This window comes from Streptomyces sp. NPDC091280 (assembly GCF_044768565.1).
GTDB lineage: Bacteria > Actinomycetota > Actinomycetes > Streptomycetales > Streptomycetaceae > Streptomyces.
Genome location: NZ_JBIVUZ010000013.1, coordinates 295,901 through 321,792, shown reverse-complemented (window position 1 = coordinate 321,792; position 25,892 = coordinate 295,901). Strand labels below are relative to the sequence as shown.

The window sequence follows — 25,892 nt, the reverse complement described above, 5'->3', positions numbered from 1 at the left end:
CCGGCCGTTCCCCTCCCTCCGCTCCGCCTCAGCGGACGGTGGGTTCCTCCTCGTCCGCCGACAGCCGCTTCGTCGGCGGTGTGCGCGACAGGAACAGGCCGAACACCGGTGGCTGCGCCTGGAGCATCTCCAGCCGGCCGCCGTCCGCCTCCGCGAGGTCACGCGCGACCGCCAGGCCGATCCCCGTGGAGTTGCGGCCGCTGATCGTCCGCTCGAAGATCCGCGCACCGAGGTCGGTCGGCACCCCGGGACCCTCGTCGGTGACCTCCACGACGGCCTGGTTGCCGGTGACGCGGGTGCGCAGCGCGACCGTTCCGCCGCCGTGCATCAGGGAGTTCTCGATCAGCGCGGCCAGCACCTGGGCCACCGCGCCCGGTGTGCCGACGGCCTGGAGATGCCGTTTGCCCGAGCTGACGATCGCGCGGCCCACACCGCGGTAGGCGGGGCGCCACTCGGCGAGCTGCTGCTGGATGACCTCGTCGAGGTCGAAGGAGACGGCCGAGCCGGTACGGGGGTCGCGCGCGTTGGTCAGCAGCCGCTCCACCACATCGGTGAGCCGCTCGACCTGCGTCAGCGCGATCGTCGCCTCCTCCTTCACCGTGTCCGGGTCGTCCGTGAGGGTGATCTCCTCAAGGCGCATGGACAGCGCGGTCAGCGGCGTACGCAGCTGGTGCGAGGCGTCGGCGGCGAGCCGGCGCTCGGCGGTGAGCATGCGGGCGATGCGCTCGGCGGAGGAGTCGAGGACATCGGCGACCCGGTCCAGCTCCGGGACGCTGTACCGCTTGTGCCGGGGCCGCGGGTCGCCGGAGCCGAGCCGCTCGGCGGTCTCCGCGAGGTCGGTGAGCGGCGAGGCGAGCCGGTTGGCCTGCCGTACCGCGAGGAGTACGGCGGCCACCACGGCGAGCAGTGCCACGGCACCGATGATCAGCAGCGTCCGCCCGACCTCGCGGGTCACGGTCGAGCGCGGCTCCATCACGGTGACCGTCTCGCCCTCCTCGCCCTTGGCGGTGGAGCGGATGACGTCGCCCGTGGGCTTGGTGCCGACCTCGATCACCGGGTCGCCCGGGATGCGGATGACGGCGTAGCGGTCCTCCGTGACCTGGGTGCGCAGCACCTCGGAGTCGACGATCTCCGCGCCGAGGATCCGGCTGTCCACGATGCTGGCCAGCCGCAGCGCCTCGGAGTCCACGCGTTCCTGGGCGCTGTTGCTGATCGTGCGGGTCTCGACGATGACCAGGGACACCCCGAACACGGCGATGACCACGAGCACCACGGCGAGCGTGGACTGGATGAGCCGACGGCGCACGGGCCGCTAGCTCTTCTCGAAGCGGAAGCCCACACCCCGCACGGTGGCGATGTACCGGGGGTTGGCGGCGTCGTCGCCGAGCTTCTTGCGCAGCCAGGAGATGTGCATGTCGAGGGTCTTGGTGGACGACCACCAGGTCGTGTCCCAGACCTCGCGCATCAGCTGGTCGCGGGTCACCACCCGGCCGGCGTCCCGCACGAGCACCCGCAGCAGGTCGAACTCCTTGGCGGTGAGCTGGAGTTCCTCGTCGCCCATCCACGCGCGGTGCGACTCGACGTCGATCCGGACGCCGTGCGTGGCGGGCGGCTGCGCGGGCTCGGCGGCGCCGCGCCGCAGCAGGGCCCGGACGCGGGCGAGCAGTTCGGCGAGCCGGAAGGGTTTGGTGACGTAGTCGTCGGCGCCCGCGTCGAGGCCCACGACGGTGTCCACCTCGTCGGCGCGCGCGGTCAGGATGAGGATGGGGACGGTGTGTCCCTCGGCGCGCAGTCGGCGGGCCACTTCCAGGCCGTCCATGCCGGGCAGGCCCAGGTCCAGGACACACAGGTCGATGCCGCCCTGGATGCCGGCATCGAGGGCGGTCGGTCCGTCCTCGCGCACCTCGACCTCGTAACCTTCCCGTCGCAAAGCGCGGGCCAGCGGCTCCGAGATGGACGCGTCGTCCTCGGCGAGCAGTACACGGGTCATGAGGTGATGGTAGTCCGCCTCGGACGGCGGTCGAGGTGTGATCGCCACGAGTGATTCTTACCATCGGGCGCGTCGGGTGTGCTCCGGTGAAGGATGTGGTCGGAACCTGTGCCTGTGGGATGCCATCCTGATATCCACCTTCGATTCGGCGCCCGCGGTTCCACTTCTCCCTGTGATCCGTGTCTCAAGTCCTTCCATATCCGGCGGTGTCCTGCCGTATGGTGACTGGACCGCTTGTAGTGGCACCGGGGACCTTTGGCGAGCATTTACTGCTGAAGGTCTTTTTTGTGTGCTGCCCCCGGCCGACAAGGCCCGACCAGCAAGGATCGACCATGGCGTCCAGCCTGACGAAGGACTCGGTGACTCCGGGCACCCCCGGTGCCGAGAAGACCTTCTTCGGCCACCCCCGCGGACTGGCCACGCTCTTCATGACCGAGATGTGGGAGCGATTCTCCTACTACGGCATGAGGGCCCTGCTCCCCCTGTACCTGGTCGCCCCCGGCGGCCTCCACCTGAGTGCGGCCACCGCCACCGCGATCTACTCGGTGTACCTGTCCCTCGTGTACCTGCTCGCCCTCCCCGGCGGCTGGTTCGCGGACCGGGTCCTGGGCCCCCGCAGGACCGTCGCGGTCGCCGGCGTGATCATCATGGTCGGCCACCTCACGCTCGCCCTGCCCACCTCCGGCACGTTCTTCGCGGGCCTCGGCCTGGTGGCGATCGGCTCGGGTCTCCTCAAGGCCAACATCTCCACGATGGTCGGCCACCTCTACGACGGCCCCGACGACCCGCGCCGCGACGGCGGCTTCACGCTCTTCTACATCGGCATCAACCTCGGCGCGTTCGCCGCGCCGCTGGTCATCGGCACCGTGGGCGAGAACGTCAACTGGCACCTCGGCTTCGCGCTCGCCGCGGTCGGCATGGCGCTCGGCCTCGCCCAGTACCTGCTCGGCACCCGCCACCTCAGCTCCCGCTCGGACGTCGTCCCCACGCCGCTGTCCGCCGAGGAGAAGGCGGCCACGCTGCGCAAGTCGGGTCTCTGGGCGGCCGTGGCGGTCGTCTTCTACGCGGTCGTCGGCTTCTCCGGCCACTACACGCTCAACTGGCTGCTGGTCCCGATCACCGTCGCCGGCCTGCTCATCCCGGTGCTGGTCATCGCCCGCATCAAGCGCGACAAGGCCCTCGACCGCGCCGAGCAGTCGAAGATGTCCGCGTACATCTGGTTCTTCGTCGCCGCGGCCGTGTTCTGGATGATCTACGACCAGGGCGGCTCGACGGTGTCCCTGTTCGCGGACTCCTCCGCGAAGAACACCGTCTTCGGCTGGGACTTCCCGGTCTCCTGGTACCAGTCCGTCAACCCCGTCCTGATCATGGCGCTCGCCCCGGTCTTCGCCTGGGCCTGGCTGGCCCTGGCCCGGCGCGGCAAGGAGCCGAGCACGGCGACGAAGTTCGCGATGGGCCTGATCCTGATCGGCGCGTCCTTCTTCCTCTTCCTGGCCCCGCTCGCCATCGCCGACGGCGGTCACAAGGCGGCGGCGATGTGGCTCGTGGCGATCTACTTCGTCCAGACCGTGGGCGAACTGACCCTCTCCCCCGTCGGCCTCTCCGTCACCACGAAGATGGCACCGGCCAAGTACGCCTCCCAGATGATGGGCGTCTGGTTCCTCGCGGTCACCGCGGGCGACGCGACGACGGGCCTGCTGTCCATCGCCGGGGTCGACCTGAACAAGACGGGCATCGTCGCGTTGCAGGCCGTGCTCGCGGTGCTCGCGGGCGTGGCGGTGTGGATGTACCGCAAGAAGGTGCGCGAGCTCATGGGGGACGTGCACTGACCCCGGAGTGCTGACGGTGCGGGCCGGCCGGCCGCTTCTTCGGAGCGGACGGCCGGCCCGCGCCCGTCTACCGCAGCCGCCTGCGGCCGGGCAGGAACGTGAACACCGCCACGCCCAGCAGGATCGCCGTACCGGAGACCAGGCCGAGGGCCTTGAGGCCCCCGTGGTCGGTGGAGCCCGTCTCGGCCAGGCCGCCGGAGGTCGACGTCGAGGTGCTGCCGCCGGACGCGCCGCTCGCCTGCTCGGTGGTGTCCAGGGTCAGCGAGACCTCGGTCTTGGTCGGTGTGCAAGTCGTCGTCGTACCCAGGGCGTTGACCGTCAGGACACCGGGTGACAGCGTCGACGAGCCGCTCGCGCCGGGCTTGTACGTGCCGGTCAGGTCCGGGATCTGGATGGGGTCGCCGGACTTGATGGCGCTGGAGTTCGTCGGGCCCTCCACATGGACCGTGCCCGTGTCGGCCCCGCCGAGGACCACCTCCATCGACGGCTTCACCGAGTCCGCCGGGATGTCCGCGGGGCTGTCCATCACCGACCCGTTGAACTTCACGGTGAGGTCGTAACTCCCGCCGTCCTTCGTGGCGTTGATCTGCACGGGCGAGGTCGCGTTCTTGTTGCCGATGGGGGTCACGCACGCGTACGGCACGTCGACCTGCTTGCCGGTGAAGTCGGTCTGGCCGCTGCCCGTGCCGTCCGAGGACGAAGCCGAGGCCGAGGCGGAGGAAGAGGCCGACTCCGAGTCCGACGGGGACGCCGAGGCCGAGTCCGACGGGGACGCCGAGGTCGTGTCCGACGGGGACGCCGACTGGCTCGGCGAACTCCCGTCCCCGGCGCTCACCTCGATGGTCGCGGCCGTCGGCACCGTCCCCGTGGGCGTGCACACGGTGTTCGTGCCGTAGGCGTTGACCGTGTACGCGCCCGGGGCCAGCGTCACCGCCCCCGCCGTCGTCAGCTTCAGCGTGCCCTTCATGTCGGACAGCACCATAGCGCCGCCCTTGGGGATCGCCGGGTTGGTGCGCGTACCGGTCATCGTCACGGAGGCGCTCTGCGCGCCGGCCGCCTTCAGCGTCCCGGTCGGCAGGACCGTGTTGGCGGGCAGGTCGATGATGTCGGGGTTCTTGGACGCGGCCTGGGTGAACTTCCACACGATGTCGACGGTGTCGCCGACCTTCGCCGTGGCGGGCGCGTCTATCTCGACCTTGGTGGTGCCGTCGACCGGGTCGGCGACCCCCGCGGGCGGCACGCAGTGGGTGGCGAAGGACACCTCGGCGGCCTGCGCGGGCCCGGCGGTCAGGCCGAGTGCGAGGCCGGCGCCGCCGAGGACCAGCGCGAACGTCGCCGCGCCCGCCCTGCGTGCACCTCCTCCGCCGGCCGGTATGACTCTCCTTGGCTTGCTCACGTGGGTCCCTTCCTGGTGGGAGTCGTCGGACTCGTCGGGCTGTCGTCGTGCGGTGCGGAGAGCCGACCGGCCGTGCCCGGGTCCGAGTCCGGGGTGAACCACGGCAGGGTCGAAGTCGGAGGGGCCGCCTCCGGTGCGGTGGGCGGGCCGAACCTCGGCATGCGCAAGGTGAGTCGAGTGGGCACCCGCAGGCTCCGGTGGCGGGCCGGGCCCGTGCTGCGGGCGGCCTTGCGCGGCCGTATCCGGTCCACCACGGCCATCCCGACGCGGAACACCGCCGCCGGTACGACCACGCAGAGCAGGATCCAGAACAGGGTGACGCCCCAGGGGCGGCCCACGCCCCACGGCTCCTCGGCGAGCACCCGGCCGCCGTATTTCACGGAGACGCTGTAGTCGCCGTGCGCCCCGGCGGAGAGTTCGACCGGGAGCCGGATCTCCGCCTTGCCGCCGGGCGCGATCGTGCCGCTGAACTCCTGGTCGTCCCACTGCGGTGCGAACACCCCGTGGGAGGTGCCGACTTGGAACACCGGGTTCTTGACCGGGGACGAGCCCGCGTTGCCCACGGTGAAGACCAGCGTGCGGGACGCGGGCGCCCCGAACCAGGTGAGCAGTCCGCTGGAACCGTCGAGGCGGGTGTCGGAGAGGACCGAGAGGCGTCCGGTCGACGGGTCGGCGGGCAGCGGTTCGACCGGGTGGCCCGCCACCTGGAAGACGGCGTCCGCCGAAGCGCTCGCCCCGGTCACGGTCGCCACGTGCACGACGCACGGGCAGGGCACGGGCGGCTCGGCCACCGGCAGTTTCTTGCTGAAGACGCCCTTGGCGTCGGTCGTGACGGCCCGGCCCTGTGCGTTGGCACAGGAGTTGGTGCCGCCGATGACTCCGCGCGCGGGCGTGGCCCGCCCGCAGATCAGCACCATCAGCAGGGCGTGCGTCCGCCAGCCGCTGCCGGAGACGGTGATCGAACCGCCGGTCCCCGCCTGTGCCGTGGAGAGCGTCACCTTCGGTCCGCCGGCCGCCGCGACCGGCGTCGCCCCCGCCAACGGCAGCACAAGCAGCGCGACCACCGCCACCAGCGCCGAGATCCGCACCTTGCCGCTCACATCACCGCTCCCGTCAACTCGGCTTCCGTGCGCGGAGGTTCGGCCGCGCGACCGTCGTCGTCCCTACGGCGCCGCCGGTGTCGTACGAGAAACAGCGCGACCCCCGCCGTCAGCGCGCCCGCGGTGGCCGCCGCCGCGGGCCGGGGCGCGAAGCGTGTCGACACCTGGGCCGTGTCCTGGGCGCCGCCCGGTGCCGTGACCGTGAGGCGGAGGCGGACCGCGTCGAGGGCGGGGTGGTGCCACGGTTCGGTGAGCTTCAGTCGGCGGCCGGGCGGGAGGCGGACCGGGAGGGTGCGCGGGGCGCGGTCGAGGCGGGTGCCGAGGACGCCGGTGGCGTGCACGGCGAGGCTCGGGGTGAGCGGGGTGGTGCCGCGGTTGACCAGGTCGTAGCTGATGCGGTCGCCGTGGACGGCGAGGTGTTCGACGGTCAGGGCGGTCAACTCGGGCCCCTTGACGCGCAGTCGGAGCCGTACGGTGGCCTCCCGGCCGTCCGGGGCGCGGGCCGCGATGGTGCCGGCGCGGTCGCCGGGCGCGGCGGTCGCGGGGACGGCCACGGTGAACGGGATGTCGGCCCGGGTGCGGGCGGGCACATGGACCGCCGTCGCCGCGAGGGTGATCGGCACGCCCGTGCCGCGCAGTCGTACGGTGACCGGCCGGGTGGTGGGGTTGGTCACGGACACCGTGTCCTGGAGGGTCGCGCCGGGCTCGCCCTCGGCGTAGCAGGCCGGGCGTCCGCCGCCCGCGGGCGCGAGGGACCAGCCCTCGGCGGCCGTCGCGGCCGGCGCCGCCGTCAGGACGGCGAGCAGGGAGAGGCAGGACAGGCGCAGGACGCGGGCGGTCGACAGCATGGGCGGCTCCACGGCGGACGTGCGGGGGCTGTCAACGGCGGGCGCGGGCCGTCTGGTTGCGCCGGGTGAGCCACAGGGTGCCGGCCGCGCCCGCGAGCAGCACCGTGCCGCCGAGCGTGCCGAGGGCGAGGACCGAGTCGTCGGGGCCGGTCTTGGGGAGCGTGCCGCCGGTGTCCGTACCGGTGTCGCTCCCGGTGGAGCCGCTGGATCCCGACGAGCCGCCGGCCGCGGTGACGTCCAGGGTGAGGGACGGGCCGGGGCTGTTGGTGGGGGTGCAGGTGGTGGTCGTGCCGAGGGCCTTGATGGTGAGGACGGCGGCGGTGAAGGTGACCTTGCCGCTGGCCTTCGGGGTGTACGTGCCGGTCAAGTCGTTGATCTTGATGGGGGTGTTGGCGGGGATCGCGGCGGCGTTGGCGGGGCCGGACACCGAGACGGTGCCGCTGTCGGCGCCGCCCACCTTGATGGTGGCGCTCGGGCTCATGGCGCCCTTGCCGAGTTCGACGGGGCTGGAGGAGACGCCCTTCTGCCAGGACATGGTGAGCTGGTAGCCGCTGCCGCTCTTGACGCCCTTGATGTCGATCGGCGAGACGGCGGTCTTGACGCCGATCGGCGTCTGGCACTTGTAGTTGACGTCGACCACGTCGGCCCGGGCTGCGGGGGCGGCCATGAATACCGCCGAGCCGGCCAGGGCCGCGACGGACGCGAGCGCTGCGGTTCGTTTCTGGTACGACACGGTCCCCTCATTCCCGACCGCCATTCCTGACGGCACATCAGATCGGCCGTCAAGGTACGCCCGGGGTCGTGAGGAGGGAAGGCAAAGCGCACGCCGGAGTTGTGACGATCCGGCGTGCGTCCGAGGTCGGGGAAACGATTTTCTTGTGGCGCCTTCGCGAGTGCCGCGTCCGCGTCAGGCAGGGGCTCCCAGCTCCGCCCACACGGTCTTTCCGGTGACTCCCGGAGTCCGTACGACCCCCCAGTCCAGGCACAGCCGCTGCACGATGAACATGCCGTGGCCGCCGGGGCGGCCGGCGCGGTGCGGGGTCCTGGGGGCGGGCTGGCCGGTGCCCCGGTCGGAGACCTCGACCCGGATCACCTTGTTCTCGCAGGTGATCCACATCTCGTCCGGGCCCTCGGCGTGCAGACAGGCGTTGGTGACCAGCTCGGAGACGACGAGGAGCACGTCCTCGGCGGCGGCCCGCCGGTCGGCGCCCTCGGCGGGCAGCCAGCCCCAGGCGTACAGGGCCTGGCGGGCGAAGTCGCGGGCCAGGGGGACGACCCCGCTCTCCCCCGCGAACCCGAGTCTGCGGGTGTGCCGGCCCACGGCCGGATCGGTGTCGTCCCCGGCGGACGGCACGGAAGCGCCCCCCGCGGGCGCCCCCGTAGCGCCACCGGGCTCCGGGCGGTCGCCCGGCGGGTAGGGCCGGGTGGTGCTCATCAGCGCTTCACCTCACCGATTCACCGGTTCACGAGTCAAGAGTCGGTACGTGTTCAAGAGTCAGTACGTGGTTCAGGGGCATTTTCGTCGCTCCGGTCGCCGACAGGTTCCGATGTTCTCCTGCCCGAGCGATCCGGCAAAACACCCCTTATTCGTCGGCGAGAGCCGCCTCAAGGGTGTCGTGGACGGCGAAGACCGCGTCCGCCCCGGTGATCTCGAAGACGCGCGCCACCGCGGGCTTCATCCCCACGAGGTGCACCCCGCCCTCCGCGGCCTCCGCCTTCAGACGTGCGCCGAGCAGTACGTTCAGCCCCGTGGAGTCGCAGAACTCCAGCCGTGAGCAGTCCACGACGAGTCGTGCGTACCCGTGGGCGAGCAGGTCCTCCAGCGGTTCGCGCAACAGACCGGCGGTGTGGTGATCCAACTCACCCGCCGGTGTCACGACGGCGCTGAGGCCCTGTTTCCGCACCTCGACCAGAAGCCGGCCAGACTGTGCGCTGCCGACCGTCCCGCGGTCCATGCCGTCTCTCTCTCCCGAGGTCGTGGCTGTTGACGTTCGCCCTGGAACACTACGCCTTCCTCACACTCTCCGACACCCGAACAACCGCCCACAAGCGGACATATGGGGGCGGAACGCACTTGCGGCGGGCTCCGGAAAACGGGTAGGGCTAGAAGAGACAACTCTTCGGACATGCCATACGACCGACACGACCGGCTTTGGAGGCGCCGCACTCCGCAGTGCACGCACCGGCTTCGGCAGCCATATGCCGAGAACGATGGAGGACACCATGTCACCCCGGCTCGACGCATCGCCTACCCCGGCAGCGACGTCGACACCCCCACCGGCACAACTGGATCCCAATCCCATCATCGAGGGGCTCCCCGAGATCCCCCCGTACGACGAGATCGGAGCCGTCGACGCGCGCGCTCTGTCCAAGACCCTCTTCGAACGGCTGGAATCCCTCGAAGAAGGGACGTACGAGTACTCCTACGTCCGCAACACGCTCGTCGAACTCAACCTCGCGCTGGTCAAGTTCGCCGCCTCCCGCTTCCGCTCGCGCAGCGAGCCGATGGAGGACATCATCCAGGTCGGCACCATCGGCCTGATCAAGGCGATCGACCGCTTCGAACTCAGCCGCGGGGTCGAGTTCCCCACCTTCGCGATGCCCACCATCGTCGGTGAGATCAAGCGCTTCTTCCGGGACACCTCGTGGTCGGTGCGCGTCCCGCGCCGGCTCCAGGAACTCCGGCTCGACCTGGCCAAGGCCGGCGACGAACTGGCCCAGCAGCTCGACCGCGCCCCCACGGTGGCCGAGCTGGCCGAACGCCTGAAGATCTCCCGCGAGGAGGTCGTCGAGGGCATGGCGGCGTCGAACGCCTACACCGCCAGCTCACTCGACGCCCAGCCCGAGGAGGACGACTCGGAGGGCGCCCTCGCGGACCGCATCGGCTACGAGGACCACGGGCTCGAAGGCATCGAGTACGTCGAGTCGTTGAAGCCGCTGATCGCCGAACTCCCGCAGCGGGACCGGCAGATCCTCTCCCTGCGCTTCGTCGCCAACATGACGCAGTCGGAGATCGGCGACGAGCTGGGCATCTCGCAGATGCATGTGTCACGGCTGCTGTCGCGGACACTGGTACGCCTGCGGAAGGGCCTGACGGTCGAGGAGTAGCCCGGCCGGCGGGTCCGCCCCGTCCGTAGTGAGCGCGGCGCGCGCGGGTGCGCCGCGCTCAGGCGTTCCCGGGCCCCGGCCCCGACCTCGGCGTTACCGGGTTACCCACAGAAACCTCTTTCCCCACCGGCCCCCTTCCACCACTATGGTCACCCGACAAACTGGCCGGTAGGTCAGGACGGGTCCGAGGAGGCGGGTCGATGGCGGGCTCCGACGAGTACGGCGGCACGCTCACCGACGCCTCCGACACACGGCTCACGGACCTGCTGCGCGCCGACACGGCCACCCTCTACCCGGCCCTCCAGGAACTCCGCGCCCGGCACCAGCCCTCCGTGCTGTCCTACGCCCGCCTGTGCACCACCAGCGAGTCCGCGGCCCGGCAGCTGGCCGCGCAGACCTTCACCCTCGCGGCCCGCGAGACGGCACGCGGTGTGGACCCGGGCGTCCCCTGGCGCCACCAACTCCTGCTGCTGACCGGGCGGGTGGCCGCGTCCTGGTCCCGGGACGACCGCTCGACCGGCCTGGACTCCGGCCTCCTGCTGCTCCTGAACACGACGGACCCGGCCCCGGCCATGCTCCCCGCGTTCCTCTCCCTCCCCTCCCGCTCCCAGGGCCTGGTCTGGTACGGCGTCGTCGAGCGGGAACCGGCGGCCGTGACCGCCGCCTTCCTCGGCCTCACCCCCGAGGACGTCGTCCACGGCACCGAACCCGCCCTCCAGGCCATGGCCCAGGCCTGTCTGAGGTCCCGGCTGGCCGCCTCCGAGGACCCGCGCTGCGGCGACTTCCGCCGCCTGATCGAGGAGTCGGTGCGCCCCGACCACCCCCGCGACAGCGCCGACCTGCACGCGCACATGGCGCACTGCGCCCACTGCACGGGCGCGTACGAGGAACTGACCGCCCTGCGCGACGCCCCGCGCGCGACGCTGGCCGAGGGCCTGCTGCCGTGGGCGGGAACGTCGTACGCGACGAGCGGTCGCGAGGAGACGCGGGGCGGCTCCCGTACGGCCGCCCCGGCCTGGTCGCCCTCGCGCCGGCTGGTGCTGGCCTCGGCCGCGCTGGGCGTGGCGCTGGTGCCGCTGCTGTTCCTCCTGCTGCGGCCGGACGGAACGGCACCGCGTCCGGGAGCGGCGGCCGGCACGGTGACGAGCCCCTCGGCCCCGGCGGAGGTGACGGTGACGGCGACGGTCCCGGTGACACCGACCCCCACCCCGACCCCGTCACCCTCCAAGTCGCCGTCCCCCAGCCGGAGTCCGAAGCCGAGCCGCTCCCCCGCCCCTACCACCCACGCGCCGAACGGCACCTACGCCCGGGTCGTGAACGTCTCCACCGGCCGCTGCCTGGACGTCCGGGACGGCGACCTGACCGAGGGCACGGATGTGATCACGGCTCCCTGCACCTCGTCCGGCACCCAGTTGTGGCGCGTGGACGCGGCCCGCGGGGTGGTGCAGTCGTCCGCCGACACCGACCTGTGCCTGGACAGCCGGGGCTCCGTGGACAAGGGCGTCGGCATCTGGGAGTGCGATTCGGTGGACGGGAGCCACGGCGACAACCTGAGGTTCACGGTGGACCCGGACGGGGTGATCCGCCCGGCCATCGCGATCCTGACCGGGATGGCACCGGCGGACGGGGACGGGGTCGCGCTGCTGCCGCTGACCGGGGGCGCCGAGCAGCGGTGGCGGGCGGGCTGAGCGGAGTGCGCGGAGTGCCGTACCGGAGCGGGTGTTGTCGGTGAGACTGGGCACCGGCCCGAACCGGGCTCCGCCACAAGGGAGTTGGGCATGACGGCACAGAACATCGACGAGGTCGTGGACGGGCTCGCGGAGATCGTGCGCGAGGCGACCCGCACGGGCGACCGGATCGGCTACTTCGCGGCCCTGTACCGACAGGTGACCGTCGAGATCCGCAAGGCCATCCACGAGGGGCGGTTCGAGGACGGCGCCCGCATGGACCGCTTCGACACACTCTTCGGCAACCGCTACTTCGAGGCCCGCGACGCCTGGCTCCGCGACCGCGGCGGCCCGCGCTGCTGGCGCGAGACCTTCGGCCTGCTCGACGACTCCGACACGGTCATCGTCCAGCACCTCGTCCTCGGCGTGAACGCGCACATCAACCTGGACCTGGCCGTGGCCGCCGCGCGGACCAGCCCCGGCGCGGACATCCACGACCTCCAGCACGACTACCTGCTGATCAACGACATCCTGGCGCGGGTGGTGCTGGCGGTGCAGGACTCGGTGGACGCCGTGTCCCCGCTCCTGTCGCTGCTGGACCGGGTGGGCGGTCGCACCGACGAGCGGATCCTCGACTTCAGCATCGTCCAGTCCCGCGCGGAGGCCTGGCACAACACGGTCCTGCTGGCCGGCCAGACCGAACCGGAACGCGCGGCCACCATCGACCGCCTCGACCTCCGCGCCGCCGTGCTGGCCCGTCTGATCGCCCGCCCCGGCGCCCTGGTCCGGCCGGCCCTGGAACTGATCCGGCACACGGAGAGCGACGACGTGGCGGCCGTCATCGCCCACCTCGACAGCGCGACGGGATGACACCCGCCCGCCCTCCTCGGCGGGTCACCGGTCCCGCCGGCCCCCGCTCACTCCACCGTCACCGACTTCGCCAGGTTCCGCGGCTGGTCCACCTCGTTGCCGCGGGCCGTGGCCAGTTCGCAGGCGAAGACCTGCAACGGGACGGTGGCGACGAGGGGTTGCAGCAGGGTCGGGGTCGCGGGGACCCGGATCAGGTGGTCGGCGTACGGCAGGACCGTCTCGTCGCCCTCCTCCGCGATCACGATGGTCATCGCGCCCCGGGCCCGGATCTCCTGGATGTTGGACACGATCTTGTCGTGCAGGACGGAACGGCCGCGCGGTGAGGGCACGACGACCACGACCGGCATGCCCTCCTCGATCAGCGCGATCGGCCCGTGCTTCAGCTCGCCCGCCGCGAAGCCCTCGGCGTGCATGTACGCCAACTCCTTGAGTTTCAGGGCGCCTTCGAGAGCGACCGGGTAGCCGACATGGCGGCCCAGGAAGAGCACGGTGTTCTTCGAGGCCACCGAGCGGGCCAACTCCCGTACGGGCTCCATGGTTTCCAGCACCCGTTCGACCTCGCCGGAGATCTGCGAGAGGTCGCGGATGACGGCCTGGATCTCGTCGCCCCACTTGGTGCCCCGCACCTGGCCGAGATAGAGGGCGACCAGGTAGCACGCCACGAGCTGGGTCAGGAACGCCTTCGTGGACGCCACGGCGACCTCGGGGCCCGCGTGCGTGTACAGCACCGCGTCCGACTCACGGGGAATCGTCGAGCCGTTGGTGTTGCAGATCGCCAGCACCTTCGAGCCCTGCTCGCGGGCGTGCCGCAGCGCCATCAGCGTGTCCATCGTCTCGCCGGACTGCGAGATCGCGATGACGAGGGAGCGCGCGCCCAGGATCGGGTCCCGGTAGCGGAACTCGCTGGCCAGCTCCACCTCGCACGGGATGCGGGTCCAGTGCTCGATGGCGTACTTGGCGATCAGCCCGGCGTGGAAGGCCGTACCGCAGGCGACGATGACGACCTTGTCGATCTCGCGCAGCTCGTGGACGGGGATGCGGACCTCGTCCAGCGTCAGCAGCCCGGCCACGTCGATCCGGCCGAGCAGCGTGTCGGCGACCGCCTTCGGCTGCTCGGCGATCTCCTTGAGCATGAAGTAGTCGTAGCCGCCCTTCTCGGCGGCGGAGGCGTCCCAGTCGACGTGGTAGGAGCGGACCTCGGCCGGGGCGCCGTCGAAACCGGTGACCGTCACCCCGTCCCGGCGCAACTCGACCACCTGGTCCTGGCCCAGCTCGATCGCGGACCGGGTGTGCGCGATGAACGCGGCGACGTCGGAGGCGAGGAAGGCCTCGCCCTCGCCCACCCCCACCACCAGCGGCGAGTTGCGGCGGGCGCCGACGACCACGTCCGGCTCGTCGGCGTGCACGGCGACCAGGGTGAACGCGCCCTCCAGGCGCCGGCACACCTGCCGCATCGCCTCCGCGAGGTCCGCGCACGCCGAGAACTCCTCGGCCAGCAGATGCGCGACCACCTCGGTGTCCGTGTCGGAGGCCAGGTCGTGGCCGCGCTCGGTCAGCTCGGCCCGCAGACAGGCGAAGTTCTCGATGATGCCGTTGTGCACGACGGCGACCCGGCCCGCGTTGTCGAGATGCGGATGCGCGTTGGCGTCGGTCGGCCCGCCGTGCGTGGCCCAGCGGGTGTGCCCGATGCCCGTCGACCCCGCCGGCAGCGGCCGGTCGACGAGTTCCTTCTCCAGATTGACGAGTTTCCCGGCCCGCTTGGCCGCCGCCAGCCCGCCGTCCGCGAGCACGGCGACCCCGGACGAGTCGTACCCCCGGTACTCCAGCCGCTTCAGTCCGGCCATCACCACATCGAGCGCCGACTGCGACCCCACGTATCCCACGATTCCGCACATGCGCGGCAGCCTAGGCGCCGAAGCCCTCCCGAACACGGCACTTCGCGCCCGATTCCGGAAATTCCGGCCACCGGCCGAAGCGCCTGATACGGCATCCGGACACCCGGCGTGACGCACCCCACCCGCCACCCCGTTCAAACTCCGTTAACAATGGACTGTGATCTCTCCGGTCTCCCCGATGCCCCGGAGCGCCCACCGGCACAGGCCGGAGGCGACTCCCTACGTCGACCTCACCCGGGCCGAGTGGAGCGCGCTGCGCGACAAGACGCCGCTGCCGCTCACCGCCGACGAGGTCGAGAGACTGCGCGGCCTCGGCGATGTCATCGACCTCGACGAGGTGCGGGACATCTACCTCCCGCTGTCCAGACTCCTCAACCTCTACGTCGGCGCCACGGACGGCCTGCGGAACGCGCTGAACACCTTCCTCGGCGAGCAGGGCTCGCAGTCGGGCACCCCGTTCGTGATAGGGATCGCCGGTTCCGTGGCGGGCGGCAAGTCGACCGTGGCCCGTCTGCTCCAGGCGCTGCTGTCCCGCTGGCCCGAGCACCCGCGCGTGGAGCGGGTGACCACCGACGGCTTCCTGCTGCCGACCAAGGAGCTCCAGGCCCGCGGCCTGATGTCGCGCAAGGGATTCCCCGAGTCGTACGACCGCCGGGCGTTGACCCGGTTCGTCGCCGACATCAAGGCGGGCAAGGACGAGGTCACCGCCCCCGTCTACTCCCACCTGATCTACGACATCGTCCCCGGCGAGAAGCTCGTCGTACGGCGGCCCGACATCCTGATCGTCGAGGGCCTCAACGTCCTCCAGCCCGCCCTGCCCGGCAGCGACGGCCGCACCCGGGTCGGTCTCGCCGACTACTTCGACTTCAGCGTGTACGTCGACGCGCACGCCGAGGACGTCGAGGGCTGGTACCTCAACCGGTTCAGGAAGCTGCGCGCGACCGCCTTCCAGAACCCGGACTCCTACTTCCGCAAGTACACCCAGGTGTCCGAGGAGGAGGCCCTCGCCTACGCCCGCACCCAGTGGCGGACGATCAACAAGCCCAACCTGGTGGAGAACATCGCGCCCACCCGGGGCCGCGCCACCCTGGTGCTGCGCAAGGGCCCGGACCACAAGGTCCAGCGACTGCGGCTGCGCAAGCTGTAGAACGGCGGCCCGGCGGAAGCCTGATAGAAGAGCGTCATGCTGCACCTACGCCTGATCACCCCGCCCGACAGCACCGACGACGTGGTCCGGCTGATCGGGTCGACCGTCGGGACCGCGCACCTGGTCGTCCTGCCGGGCGCCGCCCGCGACCCGGCCGGCGATGTCGTCCTGTGCGATGTCGCCCGTGAGGCCGGTGACGAACTCATCGGCGGGCTGCGGGAGTTGGGGATCGACCGGACCGGCTCCATCGCCGTCGGCGCCATCGACCTGTCGCTGTCGCGGCGGGCGGACCGGGCCGAGGAGGAGGCGCCGGGCGAGGGCGCGGACGCGGTGCTGTGGGAGCACCTGGTGGACGCGACGCACGAGGAGTCGACGCTCACCGTCACCTACGTCGCGTTCCTGACCGTCGCCACCATGCTCGCGGCCTGCGGTGTGATGCTGGACAACGCGATCCTGATCGTGGGCGCGATGGCCGTGGGACCGGAGTTCGGCCCGCTCGCCGGCATCTCCACGGCGCTGGTGCGGCGGGCGCCGCGGCTGGTGGGGCGGTCGCTGTGGGCGCTGCTCGCCGGGTTCGCGGCGGCCATGGTGCTGACGGTGGGTTTCAGCTGGCTGCTGGACGCCTTCGGACTGTTCGAGAAGTCGATGGTGCAGGCGGCCCGGCCGAACACCGCGTTCATCTGGAAGCCGGACTGGATGTCCTTCGTGGTGGCCTTCCTCGCGGGCATCGCGGGCACCCTGTCCCTGACCTCCGCGAAGTCCGGCGCCCTGATCGGGGTGGCGATCTCGGTGACGACCGTCCCGGCCGCCGCGAACGCCGCCGTGGCCTTCAGCTACCGGGACTACTCCCAGACATGGGGCTCCACCTGGCAGCTGCTCGCCAACCTCGGCGGCATCGTCGCGGCGGGCACGCTCACACTGCTGGCCCAGAAGGCCTTCTGGACCTGGCAGCGCGAGCGCGCCCCGCAACTCCCTTAACCGAGAGCCGACTTCACGGCATCGGCCAACCGTCCCGCCACCGACCGCGCCTGGTCGATGTCGGCGGCCTCCACCATCACCCGCACCAGCGGCTCGGTGCCGGACGGCCGCAGCAGCACCCGTCCCGTGGAGCCGAGTTCACGCTCCGCCTCGGCGACCGCGGCGGCCAGGTCCGCGGAGGTGCCGACCCGGGTGCGGTCCACGTCCGGCACGTTGACCAGGACCTGCGGCAGCCGCGTCATCACGGCCGCGAGGTCCCGGAGCGTACGACCCGTTTCGGCGACCCGCGCCGCCAGCATCAGCCCGGTCAGCGTGCCGTCACCCGTGGTCGCGTGGTCCAGGATGATGACGTGGCCGGACTGCTCGCCGCCGAGCGCGTAGCCGTGCTCCTTCATCTCCTCCAGGACGTAGCGGTCGCCGACCGCGGTCTGGACGAGCGTCAGCCCCTCCCGCTCCATGGCCAGTTTGAAGCCGAGGTTCGACATGACGGTCGCGACGACGGTGTCGGAGCGCAGTGCGGAACGCTCCCGCATCGCCAGCGCGAGCACGGCCATGATCTGGTCCCCGTCGACCTCCTCGCCGGTGTGGTCCACGGCCAGGCAGCGGTCGGCGTCCCCGTCGTGCGCGATGCCGAAGTCCGCGCCGTGCTCGACGACGGCGGCCTTGAGCAGACCGAGGTGGGTCGAACCGCACCCCTCGTTGATGTTCAGCCCGTTGGGGTCCGCGCCGATCGTGACGACCTCGGCACCGGCCCGCGAGAACGCCTCCGGCGAGACCCGCGCGGCGGCGCCGTGCGCCTCGTCGAGGACGATCTTCAGCCCGTCGAGCCGGTTCGGGAGCACGCCGATGAGATGGGCGACGTACTGGTCGAAGCCTTCGTTGTAGTGCCGGACCCGGCCGACGCCCGCGCCGGTCGGGCGGTCCCAGGGGGCGCCGGTGCGGTGCTCCTCGTAGACCTTCTCGATCCGGTCCTCCAGCTCGTCGTCGAGCTTGTGGCCGCCGCGCGCCAGGAACTTCAGGCCGTTGTCGGGCATGGCGTTGTGGCTCGCGGAGAGCATCACACCGAGGTCGGCGCCCAGCACACCGGTGAGATACGCCACCGCGGGGGTGGGCAGCACACCGACGAGCAGTACGTCCACTCCCGAGCTGGCCAGGCCCGCGACCACCGCGGCCTCCAGGAACTCCCCGGACGCGCGCGGGTCCCGTCCGACCACGGCCGTCGCCCGGTGGCCCGCGAACGTGCCCGCCTCGGCGAGTACATGCGCCGCCGCGACGGAGAGGCCGAGCGCCAGCTCTGCCGTCAGATCCGCGTTGGCGACACCACGCACGCCGTCCGTGCCGAAGAGTCGTCCCACTTGTCCTCCTGAGGAAGGCGAAAATCCTGCAAGGCGAAAGTCCTGCGTTCCAGGCACAGGATGCCTGTTCATCCGATCGCACAAGCCTTTGAGCGTCTTGTGCCGTTATACGCCCCGCGCTGTGATAAACGAACGCCCCGGCAGCACGACTGGCGTGCCGCCGGGGCGTTCGGAGTACTGGGCCTGTCCGGCAGATCATGTTGCAGACGCGTGGCTTGGCACGCACATCTGCGGCGTTGTCGTCGGTCGCCGACGCTCCGCGTCGACTCCCTCCTCCGCCTTGCAGCTGTACGCACCAAGCCACGCTCCCCGGAGTCCGAAAGGACGCCCGGGTTCCCTGCGACCTGATCCGCCGGACAGGCCCCGTCGGCGCGATTTAGCGCTTGCTGTACTGCGGAGCCTTGCGGGCCTTCTTGAGACCGGCCTTCTTGCGCTCGACCGCACGGTCGTCGCGACGGAGGTAACCGGCCTTCTTGAGGGCGCCGCGGTTGTTGTCCACGTCGGCCTCGTTCAGCGCGCGGGCCACGCCGAGGCGCAGGGCACCGGCCTGACCGGAGACACCGCCGCCCGAGATACGGGCGATGACGTCGTAGCGGCCGTCGAGTTCGAGCACCTTGAAGGGCTCGTTGACTTCCTGCTGGTGGACCTTGTTCGGGAAGTAGTCCTCAAGCGTGCGCCCGTTGACCTTCCACTTGCCGGTGCCGGGCACGATGCGGACACGCGCGATGGCGTTCTTGCGACGGCCCAGGCCGGCGGCCGGCTGCGGGTCGCCGAAGCGGCCGGCGAGCGACTCGGAGGTGTACTCGCCCTCGACGGGCACCTCGGACTCGGTGGTGTAGCTCTCGATGTCGACAAGCTCGGTCTCGTTGTCTTCGACCGGCTGCTCAACGGTGGTCTCGGCCACGGTTCTCCTCAGATTCTTTTCTGTTTGGGGGTGTGGCCGGAACTACTGCGCGACCTGGGTGATCTCGAACGGCACCGGCTGCTGGGCAGCGTGCGGGTGCTGGTCGCCCGAGTAGACCTTCAGCTTGCTGATCATCTGACGGCCCAGGGTGTTCTTGGGGATCATGCCCTTGATGGCCTTCTCGACGGCCTTCTCGGGGTTCTTCGCCAGCAGCTCGTCGTAGCGGACGGAGCGCAGACCACCCGGGTAGCCGGAGTGGCGGTACGCCAGCTTCTGGGTCTTCTTGTTGCCGGACAGGTGAACCTTGTCGGCGTTGATGATGATGACGAAGTCGCCCATGTCCATGTGCGGGGCATAGGTCGGCTTGTGCTTGCCGCGGAGGAGGTTCGCGGCAGTGGTGGCCAGACGGCCGAGGACGATGTCCTGGGCGTCGATGACGTGCCACTGGCGAGTCACATCGCCGGGCTTGGGGCTGTACGTACGCACTTCGCAGCCTTCTTCTTCAGTGGATGGGTGCTGAAATTGGCATCACTGAAGCGATCGTGCAGCTGGGGACGACAGTGCCGGGTCCAGCGCCCGTATGCCGCCCACTGGTAACTGCTCCAGGGAACCCGCGCATAGGCCTCTGCCTGAGTACGACCAGGCCGATACGCATAACAAACCGTAAGAGTACCCGCGCCCGGCCGGACGGGTCAAAACGCGGCGGGACCGACCGGAGCGCGCACGGAAAGCGACGGCGAAAACACTCACCGCGACATCTCAACGTCAGTTCCCACAGGCCTCGTTGAGGCGCACCAGTACCCCCGTCCCCCCGTCTAGGATGCGACCCATGAGCTTCGGGCAGGGGGGACCCCAGTCCCAGTGGGATCCCTGGAAACCGCAATCGCAGCAGCCGTGGGGCGGCAACGTCGACGACGAGACCCCGGACTGGGCCGCGCTCGCCGACCGGGCGGAGACGCGCAACCGGCGCAAGAGACTGCTGCTCATAGGCGGCGGCGCGGTCGCGACGATAGCCGTCGGGACGGCCGTCGCCATGGCCGTCATGTCCGCGAACGGCGACGACACCGCGTCCGGCAGGCCGACGAACCTGCCCGCGAGCGGGTCCCTGCCCAGCGCCGACGCCACCTCGCCGTCCTTCGCGCCGACCAGCGCGCCGCCGCCGCTGGACCCGAAGGAGTTCATCTCCAGCAAGGCCAAGGACACCGCGCCGCTCAGCGCGCAACTCCTGTTCCCCGGCACGCAGTTGACCATGGGCTCGACCGTCTACAAGAAGGGTCCGACGGCCGACACCACCAACTGCGCCTCGGCCGCCCAGTCGACCCTCCCCAAGGTCCTCACGGCCAACGGCTGCACCCGGCTGATGCGCGTCACCTACACCAGGGACGACATCGCGGTGACGGTCGGCGTGGCCGTCTTCGACAGCGAGGCCCAGGCCGAGAAGGCCAAGGCGCAGGCGGACACGAAGAGCATCATCCGGTCACTGTCCGGCAAGGGCGTCAAGCCGTTCTGCGACGGCGCGGTGTGCCGCACGACCACCAACGCCTACGGCCGCTACGCCTACTTCACGATCGCCGGGTTCACCAGCGGCAAGGACGTGACGACGAAGGACACCGAGGTCTTCAGCACCGGCGACGACCTGGCCGAGTTCGCGTTCCGCCAGATCGGCCGAAGGGGCGAGGCGCAGGCCTCGGCGGCAGCGGCGGCCGGATAGCCCCGGTCGGCCCCGGCCCTGATCAGCCCCAGTCAGCCGCGTCTGTGGCGCAGCCGCAGCCGCAGCGGCACCACGGCCGACTCCAGCTGGGTGGCGAAGTTCATCTTGGACACGCCCTCGGTGCGCTCCTCGAAGCGGATCGGGATCTCGACCGCGCTGTGTCCGGCCCGTACGGCCTTGAACTTCAGCTCGACCTGGAAGCTGTACCCGGCGCTGTCCAGCGTCGCGAGGTCCACGTCGCGCAGCGTCCGCGCCGACCACAGGTTGAAACCGGCCGTGATGTCCCGGATCTCGGTGCCGAGCACGGTCCTGGCGTAGCGGTTGGCGAACCGGGACAGCAGGACGCGGTGCCTGCCCCAGTCCTCGGCGAGCGAGCCGCCCTCGACGTACCGGCTGCCGACGACCAGTCCGGCCCCCGAGGCCACGGCCGTGTCGAGCATCCGCAGGACCGCCTCGACCGGGTGGCTGCCGTCCGCGTCCATCTGGACGACGTAGTCCGCGCCCTCCGCGAGCGCGGCGCTCATGCCCGCGACGTACGCGCGCCCGAGGCCGTCCTTCTCGGTGCGGTGCAGCACACTCATCCGGTGCCGTCCGGCGGGCCGGCCGGCGTTGTGCTTCTCGGCGAGTTCCTCGGCGATCCGGCCGGTGCCGTCCGGGCTCGAATCGTCGACGATCTTCAGGTGCAGCCCGTCGATCGGCAGACCGAGGACCAGCTCGGCCGTCCGCGGCAGATTCGCCGCCTCGTTGTACGTCGGCATCACGATGGTGACCGGTACACCGGGGTGTCTGTCGTGGTCCGTCATGTCGTTCTCTTCCCTGCCTCGGCGGCGCCGCACGGCTCCGGGGCCGACGCCGTCACGATGTCTTGAGCCAGATGCGGTACTCGCTCGTGCCGTTCGCGTTGCGGAACGGGATCTCGGCGAGCAGCCGGTAGTGCGCGTTGCCCTTGACGGCCGCGGCGACGATGTCGTCCACCCTCGGGTTGGTGAGCCCGTCGAGCACGATCAGGTCGAAGTCGCCGTCCTTGACGGCCTCCTTGTAGGCCTGGTCGCCGCTGTAGTACTTGCCCTTCGCGTCCTTGTACTCCATGCCGAAGAGGCTGTGCCACTGCCGGTGCGTGGACTTCTCCCGCAGGTAGTAGACGGGCACCTCGGGCGTGGAGGCGAGGTAGGTGCCCTTGGAGTCCACGTGGGACTGGATGGCGGCGATCATCTTGCTGGAGTTGGGCCAGATGTCGAAACGCCGGTCCGCCTGCTGGATGCCCAGGCACAGCACGGCCGTCCAGAGCATGATGCCGAGCTGCGGATAGCGGAAGTGCGCCCCCATCAGCCGGTTCACGCCCACACCGGCCATCGGCGCGGCGAAGAGCAGTCCGAAACCGACGTGCTTGAACAGCGAGACCACGGTGCCCAGATGGATCTGGTACGCCGGTGCCAGCAGCGCCGTGGCGCACAGCACCAGGCCGAGCAGGGCCCGCCAGCGCCAGCCGGGGCCGCTGAGCCGCAGGGCCTGCGGGGACTCGTTCAGGCGGCTGCGCCGGACGTAGGAGACGGCACCGCCGACGGCGGCCAGGAACATCAGCCCGCCCCACCTGGCGGACTGCTCCAGCAGGAACTCGGTGGTGTCGGTGCCGTGCGCGCGGTCGGTGGTGGTCTGCCGTACACCGTCCATCAGGTCGGTGGTGTGCATGCCCACCACGACCAGGCCGCCGATACCGGCGCCCAGCAGCACCATCCGCAGGAACGCCCTGCCGCCCTTGTGCGGCCACGCGGTGAGCAGCGCGAGCACGACGATGGTCGGCAGGTACAGCGCGGACGCGTACTTCACGCCGACCGCGAGGACGGCGACGGGCGCGGCCAGCAGCACCGTGATCACCGGCGCCCGGTCGGTGCGCACCACGATCCAGGTGGTCAGGGCGAGCAGGAACACCGCGCACGCGTCGTAGGTGGCGAAGTAGCCCATGACCGCGGTCGACTGGATCACCGCGTAGAGCGCGGCGGCGGCGAGCGCGGCCCGCTCGCTGAACAGCCGGCGGGTGAAGGAGTACAGCAGCCCGGTGGTGCACAGCATGAAGAACAGGCTCAGCGTGCGCGCCCCGGCGAGCCCGAACTTCGAGTCCACGATCGCGGCGAGCACCGGGTAGAGCTGCGGCGAGCCGGAGAAGTAGGCGGCGTAGTCGCGGGGCAGCGGGGTGCCGTGCAGCAGGTTGGCGAGTTCGGAGTGACCGGCGGCCAGGTACAGCGCCTCGTCCTGGAACGCGGTGTTGGACAGCCGCAGCGACAGCGCCGCCTGGACGGCCAGGATGCACAGCAGCACGGCCCGGCTGACCCAGGCCCGCCGCCGGCTCGCCTCCATCTCCCAGCCGGCCTCGGGCGTCTCGGGGATCCGGTAGGCGGGCTCGTCGTCCGGCACCTGCTGGTACTGGACCGTGCGCAGGGCGTACGTCGGCTGGTCGTCGTGGTCGCCGCGCGGCTGCTCCGGGATCGCGACGGCGTACGACTGCTGCTGCGGCTCGTACGGCTGCTGCGACTCCTGCGGTTGCTGGTACGGCTCCGGGTACCGCTGCTGCGGCGGGGGCGTCCCGTCGGAGTTGAACCAGCCGCCGTCGTCGTCCTCGCCGTAGGGATCGTAGGGCTGGGGCGTGTAGTGGTCGTTTCGCGAGGTCATCACGGCTTCCGTACGTCGAAGCCGAAACGGTCGTCCGCGGCCAGCCGCCTGAACTCCTTGAGTGCCAGCGGGCTCGCCTCCAACCGCCAGTCGGCACGCTTCTTTTGGTTGAACCAGATGAAGCCGAGGATGTCGTCGTCGGCCTCGACTCCCGCGAACAGGTTGCGGATGTCGGCCCGTCGCCGCTCACCCGCCATCGCCGCGGTCTCGATCAGCATCATGGGCTTCTTGGTGAAGGTCCGGATCTCGTCGACGGTGGGGCCGAAGACGCTGCTGAAGGCGTTGTCCTGGCCGAGCGTCCAGTAGCCGACGAGCCCGACCCAGTCGACGTAGGCGTCACCGGGGTAGTACGGCTTGAGCCGCACGCTCTTGACCGGGTTGACGATGTTGGGCGACCAGGCCCAGATCACGTTCGAGGCGCCGGCGTCGAGGAAGATGTCGTGGATGTGCCGCCAGGCGGCCACGAACTGCTCGGGGGTCACATGCTTGGTGCCCCACTTCTCCCAGTAGCCGTTGAACTCGTCGGCGAAGTCGATCACGACGGGCAGGTTCAGTGTGCGGACCGCCTTCGCGTACTTCTCGATGTACGGGTCCGACCTGCCGGCCGCGATGTCGGCGAGGCCGGTGTCGAAGGGCTCCCAGGACATGAGGGTCAGGGCGCCCTCCTTCCAGGCCCGGCGCACCCCGCTGGCGTCGAAACCGTCGCCCCAGGCCGCGTAGTACTCCAGGAGGTTCGGCTGCTTGCCGGTCATCGTGGTGTACGCGTCGACGGGCGCCATGGAGTTCGGGGCGCCGTCGAGGGCGGCGCCGTAGTACTTCTTCCCGGGCCTCAGCAGGCCGGTGACGTCGTAGGGGATGTCGGCGTCCGGGGTGCGCGAGGCGCCGGTGCCGGTCTTCTTCGTCTGCGCCGAGCCGTCCGGGCCGCCGAGCACCGAGCAGCCGCTGAGGACGAGCACGGTGAGCAGGGCGGCGGTGACCGCGGCACGCGCGCGGGTGCGGAGCGGCATCAGGCGACCGTCTTCGCACGCGGCTGGACCAGTACCCGGCCCACGACCAGGGCGTAGAAGAGCCCGGAGGACAGGATCAGGGCGAAGTTCGGGGCGTCCATCGTGAACGACCGGTACACGGCGGCGACCACCCAGACCAGGGCGGTGCCCCCGCTCCAGACCCACATGCCGATCCAGAACCGGCGGGTCTTGTTCGTCCTGGCGCCGGAGGAGCCGGTGGGCTGCCAGCCCATGCGGTTCTTGCGGAGGATGTCCCAGATGGCGAAGACGTGCGCCCAGCCGTACATCATGCGGGCGGCCCAGGCCTCCAGGCGGTAGGGCGCCTTGTGCCACATCGGGAAGACGATCGTCGTGTAGACGATGCTGGGCAGCACCATCAGCAGGTGCTCGACCCTGAGTTTGCCGGGCATCAGCACCAGCAGCACGATCGGGATGACCGGGGCCGCGAAGGTGAACAGCGCGGTGTGGATGTAGTAGAAGAAGCCGGACATGTAGCAGAGCCGGCTGGACAGCTTGATCTCGCGCTGCCAGAACTTCTTGCTGCCGAGCAGGCTCATCGAGCCGGAGCACCAGCGGTACTGCTGGTTGAAGAAGGCGCCGGCGGTGTCCGGGCAGACCCCGGTGGAGACGGCGACCGGCACATACCGCAGGTCCCAGCCCAGACCGCGCAGGTCGAAGCCGGTGTGTACGTCCTCGGAGTGCTCGATGAGTGTCGTACCGCCGTTGGTCTCCAGCGCGGCCCGCCGGTACACGGCGCAGCTGCCGACGCAGATCGCGCCGTCGCTGCCCTGCCGGGAGACCTGCACGGACCGGTAGAACAGCTCCTGCACGGCGCCCGCGCCGCGCTCGATCCAGTTCTGCGAGTCCAGTACCCGGAAGTACTGCGGGGACTGGACGATGCCGATGCCCGGGTCGGCCTCCAGGTAGGGCAGCAGCTCTTCGAGGAGGTCGGCGCGCGGGGTGAAGTCGGCGTCCAGGATGAGGATGTACTGCCCGTCCGACTGCCCGAACCCGAAGTGCAGGTTGCCGGCCTTCTTGAACCAGCCGCGGTTCTCCCGGGTGCCGTAGCGGAAGCCGAAGTCGCGGGCCATGGCCGCGAGCCGGGGGTCGGCGCCGTCGTCGAGGACGAACGGGACGCAGACGCCGGGGTAGTGGTCGGCCATCTCCCGCACATGGCGCCAGGTGTTGTGCAGCACCTCGATGGGCTCACCGCACACCGGCAGGAACACGTCGACCGTGGGGTAGGTCTCGGGCCGCCAGTCGTGGACCAGCCGCTTGTGCCGGGCGATGTCGAAGTCCCTGCTGAAACCATTCACCCGGAGCGAGATCAGGTAGTAGACGACCGTGAAGACCAGCAGCGGGGTGTAGATCCACAGCACCGGCGTGGCCCGGGCGAGCTCGAACTGGCTCACCACCAGGC

Annotated in this window: 23 protein-coding genes; 7 read left to right on the top strand and 16 right to left on the bottom strand. The window is 70.7% G+C overall.

Annotated features, from left to right (window positions below; genetic code table 11):
* Positions 1–28: 28 nt before the first annotated feature.
* Together ACIQPR_RS36110 and ACIQPR_RS36105 are read right to left on the bottom strand one after the other, a co-directional pair.
* Complete coding sequence (locus ACIQPR_RS36110; RefSeq protein WP_403657199.1) at positions 29–1,306, bottom strand: ATP-binding protein; 1,278 nt, start codon at positions 1,304–1,306, stop codon at positions 29–31.
* A 6-nt stretch (positions 1,307–1,312) separates the two neighbouring features.
* Positions 1,313–1,990, bottom strand: coding sequence for a response regulator transcription factor (locus ACIQPR_RS36105; RefSeq protein ID WP_174447603.1), 678 nt, complete (start codon positions 1,988–1,990; stop codon positions 1,313–1,315).
* A 332-nt stretch (positions 1,991–2,322) separates the two neighbouring features.
* On the opposite strand from ACIQPR_RS36105, the gene ACIQPR_RS36100 reads away from it, so the two are divergent.
* Positions 2,323–3,819, top strand: a complete 1,497-nt coding sequence (locus ACIQPR_RS36100) for an oligopeptide:H+ symporter (RefSeq protein ID WP_403657196.1) — start codon at positions 2,323–2,325, stop codon at positions 3,817–3,819.
* A gap of 67 nt (positions 3,820–3,886) precedes the next feature.
* On the opposite strand, the gene ACIQPR_RS36095 is transcribed toward ACIQPR_RS36100, so the two are convergent.
* From ACIQPR_RS36095 to ACIQPR_RS36070, 6 genes are all read right to left on the bottom strand, one after another.
* Complete coding sequence (locus tag ACIQPR_RS36095) at positions 3,887–5,215, bottom strand: hypothetical protein (RefSeq protein WP_403657193.1); 1,329 nt, start codon at positions 5,213–5,215, stop codon at positions 3,887–3,889.
* Positions 5,212–6,315, bottom strand: a complete 1,104-nt coding sequence (locus tag ACIQPR_RS36090) for a hypothetical protein (RefSeq protein ID WP_403657190.1) — start codon at positions 6,313–6,315, stop codon at positions 5,212–5,214. The genes ACIQPR_RS36095 and ACIQPR_RS36090 overlap by 4 nt, the downstream gene beginning before the upstream one ends.
* Positions 6,312–7,163, bottom strand: a complete 852-nt coding sequence (locus tag ACIQPR_RS36085; protein ID WP_403657187.1) for a hypothetical protein — start codon at positions 7,161–7,163, stop codon at positions 6,312–6,314. The genes ACIQPR_RS36090 and ACIQPR_RS36085 overlap by 4 nt, the downstream gene beginning before the upstream one ends.
* A 31-nt stretch (positions 7,164–7,194) precedes the next feature.
* Positions 7,195–7,896, bottom strand: coding sequence for an LPXTG cell wall anchor domain-containing protein (locus tag ACIQPR_RS36080; RefSeq protein ID WP_403657185.1), 702 nt, complete (start codon positions 7,894–7,896; stop codon positions 7,195–7,197).
* Between the two features lie 174 nt (positions 7,897–8,070).
* Positions 8,071–8,598, bottom strand: a complete 528-nt coding sequence (locus tag ACIQPR_RS36075; protein WP_403657182.1) for an ATP-binding protein — start codon at positions 8,596–8,598, stop codon at positions 8,071–8,073.
* A 148-nt stretch (positions 8,599–8,746) separates the two neighbouring features.
* Positions 8,747–9,118 carry an STAS domain-containing protein gene (locus ACIQPR_RS36070; protein WP_403657179.1) on the bottom strand — a complete coding sequence of 124 codons (372 nt, stop codon included), beginning with the start codon at positions 9,116–9,118 and terminating at the stop codon, positions 8,747–8,749.
* Between the two features lie 268 nt (positions 9,119–9,386).
* Between ACIQPR_RS36070 and ACIQPR_RS36065 the strand changes: the two genes are divergently transcribed.
* The 3 genes from ACIQPR_RS36065 to ACIQPR_RS36055 all read left to right on the top strand — a co-directional run bounded on the left by ACIQPR_RS36065 (position 9,387) and on the right by ACIQPR_RS36055 (position 12,808).
* On the top strand, positions 9,387–10,271 hold the full coding sequence (locus ACIQPR_RS36065) for an RNA polymerase sigma factor SigF (RefSeq protein ID WP_403657176.1): 885 nt from the start codon (positions 9,387–9,389) through the stop codon (positions 10,269–10,271).
* Between the two features lie 200 nt (positions 10,272–10,471).
* Positions 10,472–11,959, top strand: coding sequence for a ricin-type beta-trefoil lectin domain protein (locus ACIQPR_RS36060; RefSeq protein WP_403657173.1), 1,488 nt, complete (start codon positions 10,472–10,474; stop codon positions 11,957–11,959).
* A gap of 90 nt (positions 11,960–12,049) precedes the next feature.
* On the top strand, positions 12,050–12,808 hold the full coding sequence (locus ACIQPR_RS36055; RefSeq protein ID WP_403657170.1) for a DUF5995 family protein: 759 nt from the start codon (positions 12,050–12,052) through the stop codon (positions 12,806–12,808).
* A 47-nt stretch (positions 12,809–12,855) separates the two neighbouring features.
* Here ACIQPR_RS36055 and glmS read toward each other — a convergent pair whose 3' ends face one another.
* Positions 12,856–14,703, bottom strand: a complete 1,848-nt coding sequence (gene glmS / locus ACIQPR_RS36050; protein ID WP_403657167.1) for a glutamine--fructose-6-phosphate transaminase (isomerizing) — start codon at positions 14,701–14,703, stop codon at positions 12,856–12,858.
* Between the two features lie 178 nt (positions 14,704–14,881).
* Between glmS and coaA the strand changes: the two genes are divergently transcribed.
* Both coaA and ACIQPR_RS36040 read left to right on the top strand, forming a co-directional pair.
* The gene (gene coaA / locus ACIQPR_RS36045) at positions 14,882–15,850 is read left to right on the top strand and encodes a type I pantothenate kinase (protein WP_403657164.1); all 969 of its coding nucleotides are present in this window, start codon (positions 14,882–14,884) and stop codon (positions 15,848–15,850) included.
* 36 nt (positions 15,851–15,886) lie between these two features.
* A complete protein-coding gene (locus ACIQPR_RS36040) occupies positions 15,887–16,828 on the top strand; it encodes a DUF389 domain-containing protein (RefSeq protein WP_403657162.1) in 942 nt (313 codons plus the stop codon).
* On the opposite strand, the gene glmM is transcribed toward ACIQPR_RS36040, so the two are convergent.
* The 3 genes from glmM to rplM all read right to left on the bottom strand — a co-directional run bounded on the left by glmM (position 16,825) and on the right by rplM (position 19,573).
* Positions 16,825–18,183, bottom strand: coding sequence for a phosphoglucosamine mutase (glmM, locus tag ACIQPR_RS36035; protein WP_403657159.1), 1,359 nt, complete (start codon positions 18,181–18,183; stop codon positions 16,825–16,827). The two genes, ACIQPR_RS36040 and glmM, sit on opposite strands and share 4 nt — an antisense overlap.
* A gap of 376 nt (positions 18,184–18,559) precedes the next feature.
* The gene (rpsI, locus tag ACIQPR_RS36030; protein WP_403657157.1) at positions 18,560–19,087 is read right to left on the bottom strand and encodes a 30S ribosomal protein S9; all 528 of its coding nucleotides are present in this window, start codon (positions 19,085–19,087) and stop codon (positions 18,560–18,562) included.
* Between the two features lie 42 nt (positions 19,088–19,129).
* Positions 19,130–19,573 (bottom strand): 50S ribosomal protein L13, encoded by a 444-nt coding sequence (gene rplM, locus ACIQPR_RS36025; protein WP_013001400.1) that lies wholly within the window; start codon positions 19,571–19,573, stop codon positions 19,130–19,132.
* 343 nt (positions 19,574–19,916) lie between these two features.
* Between rplM and ACIQPR_RS36020 the strand changes: the two genes are divergently transcribed.
* A complete protein-coding gene (locus ACIQPR_RS36020; RefSeq protein WP_403657155.1) occupies positions 19,917–20,798 on the top strand; it encodes a hypothetical protein in 882 nt (293 codons plus the stop codon).
* A gap of 32 nt (positions 20,799–20,830) precedes the next feature.
* Here the strand turns inward: ACIQPR_RS36020 and ACIQPR_RS36015 are convergent, their stop codons facing one another.
* The 4 genes from ACIQPR_RS36015 to ACIQPR_RS36000 are packed head-to-tail and all read right to left on the bottom strand — an operon-like array spanning position 20,831 to position 25,887.
* Positions 20,831–21,601: a polyprenol monophosphomannose synthase gene (locus ACIQPR_RS36015; protein ID WP_403657153.1), complete on the bottom strand. Its 771-nt coding sequence runs from the start codon at positions 21,599–21,601 to the stop codon at positions 20,831–20,833.
* Positions 21,602–21,653: 52 nt separating this feature from the next.
* Positions 21,654–23,465 carry a glycosyltransferase family 39 protein gene (locus ACIQPR_RS36010; protein WP_403657151.1) on the bottom strand — a complete coding sequence of 604 codons (1,812 nt, stop codon included), beginning with the start codon at positions 23,463–23,465 and terminating at the stop codon, positions 21,654–21,656.
* A complete protein-coding gene (locus ACIQPR_RS36005) occupies positions 23,465–24,472 on the bottom strand; it encodes a glycoside hydrolase family 26 protein (protein WP_403657148.1) in 1,008 nt (335 codons plus the stop codon). The genes ACIQPR_RS36010 and ACIQPR_RS36005 overlap by 1 nt, the downstream gene beginning before the upstream one ends.
* Positions 24,472–25,887, bottom strand: a complete 1,416-nt coding sequence (locus ACIQPR_RS36000) for a glycosyltransferase family 2 protein (RefSeq protein WP_403657342.1) — start codon at positions 25,885–25,887, stop codon at positions 24,472–24,474. The genes ACIQPR_RS36005 and ACIQPR_RS36000 overlap by 1 nt, the downstream gene beginning before the upstream one ends.
* Between the last annotated feature and the right edge of the window lie 5 nt (positions 25,888–25,892).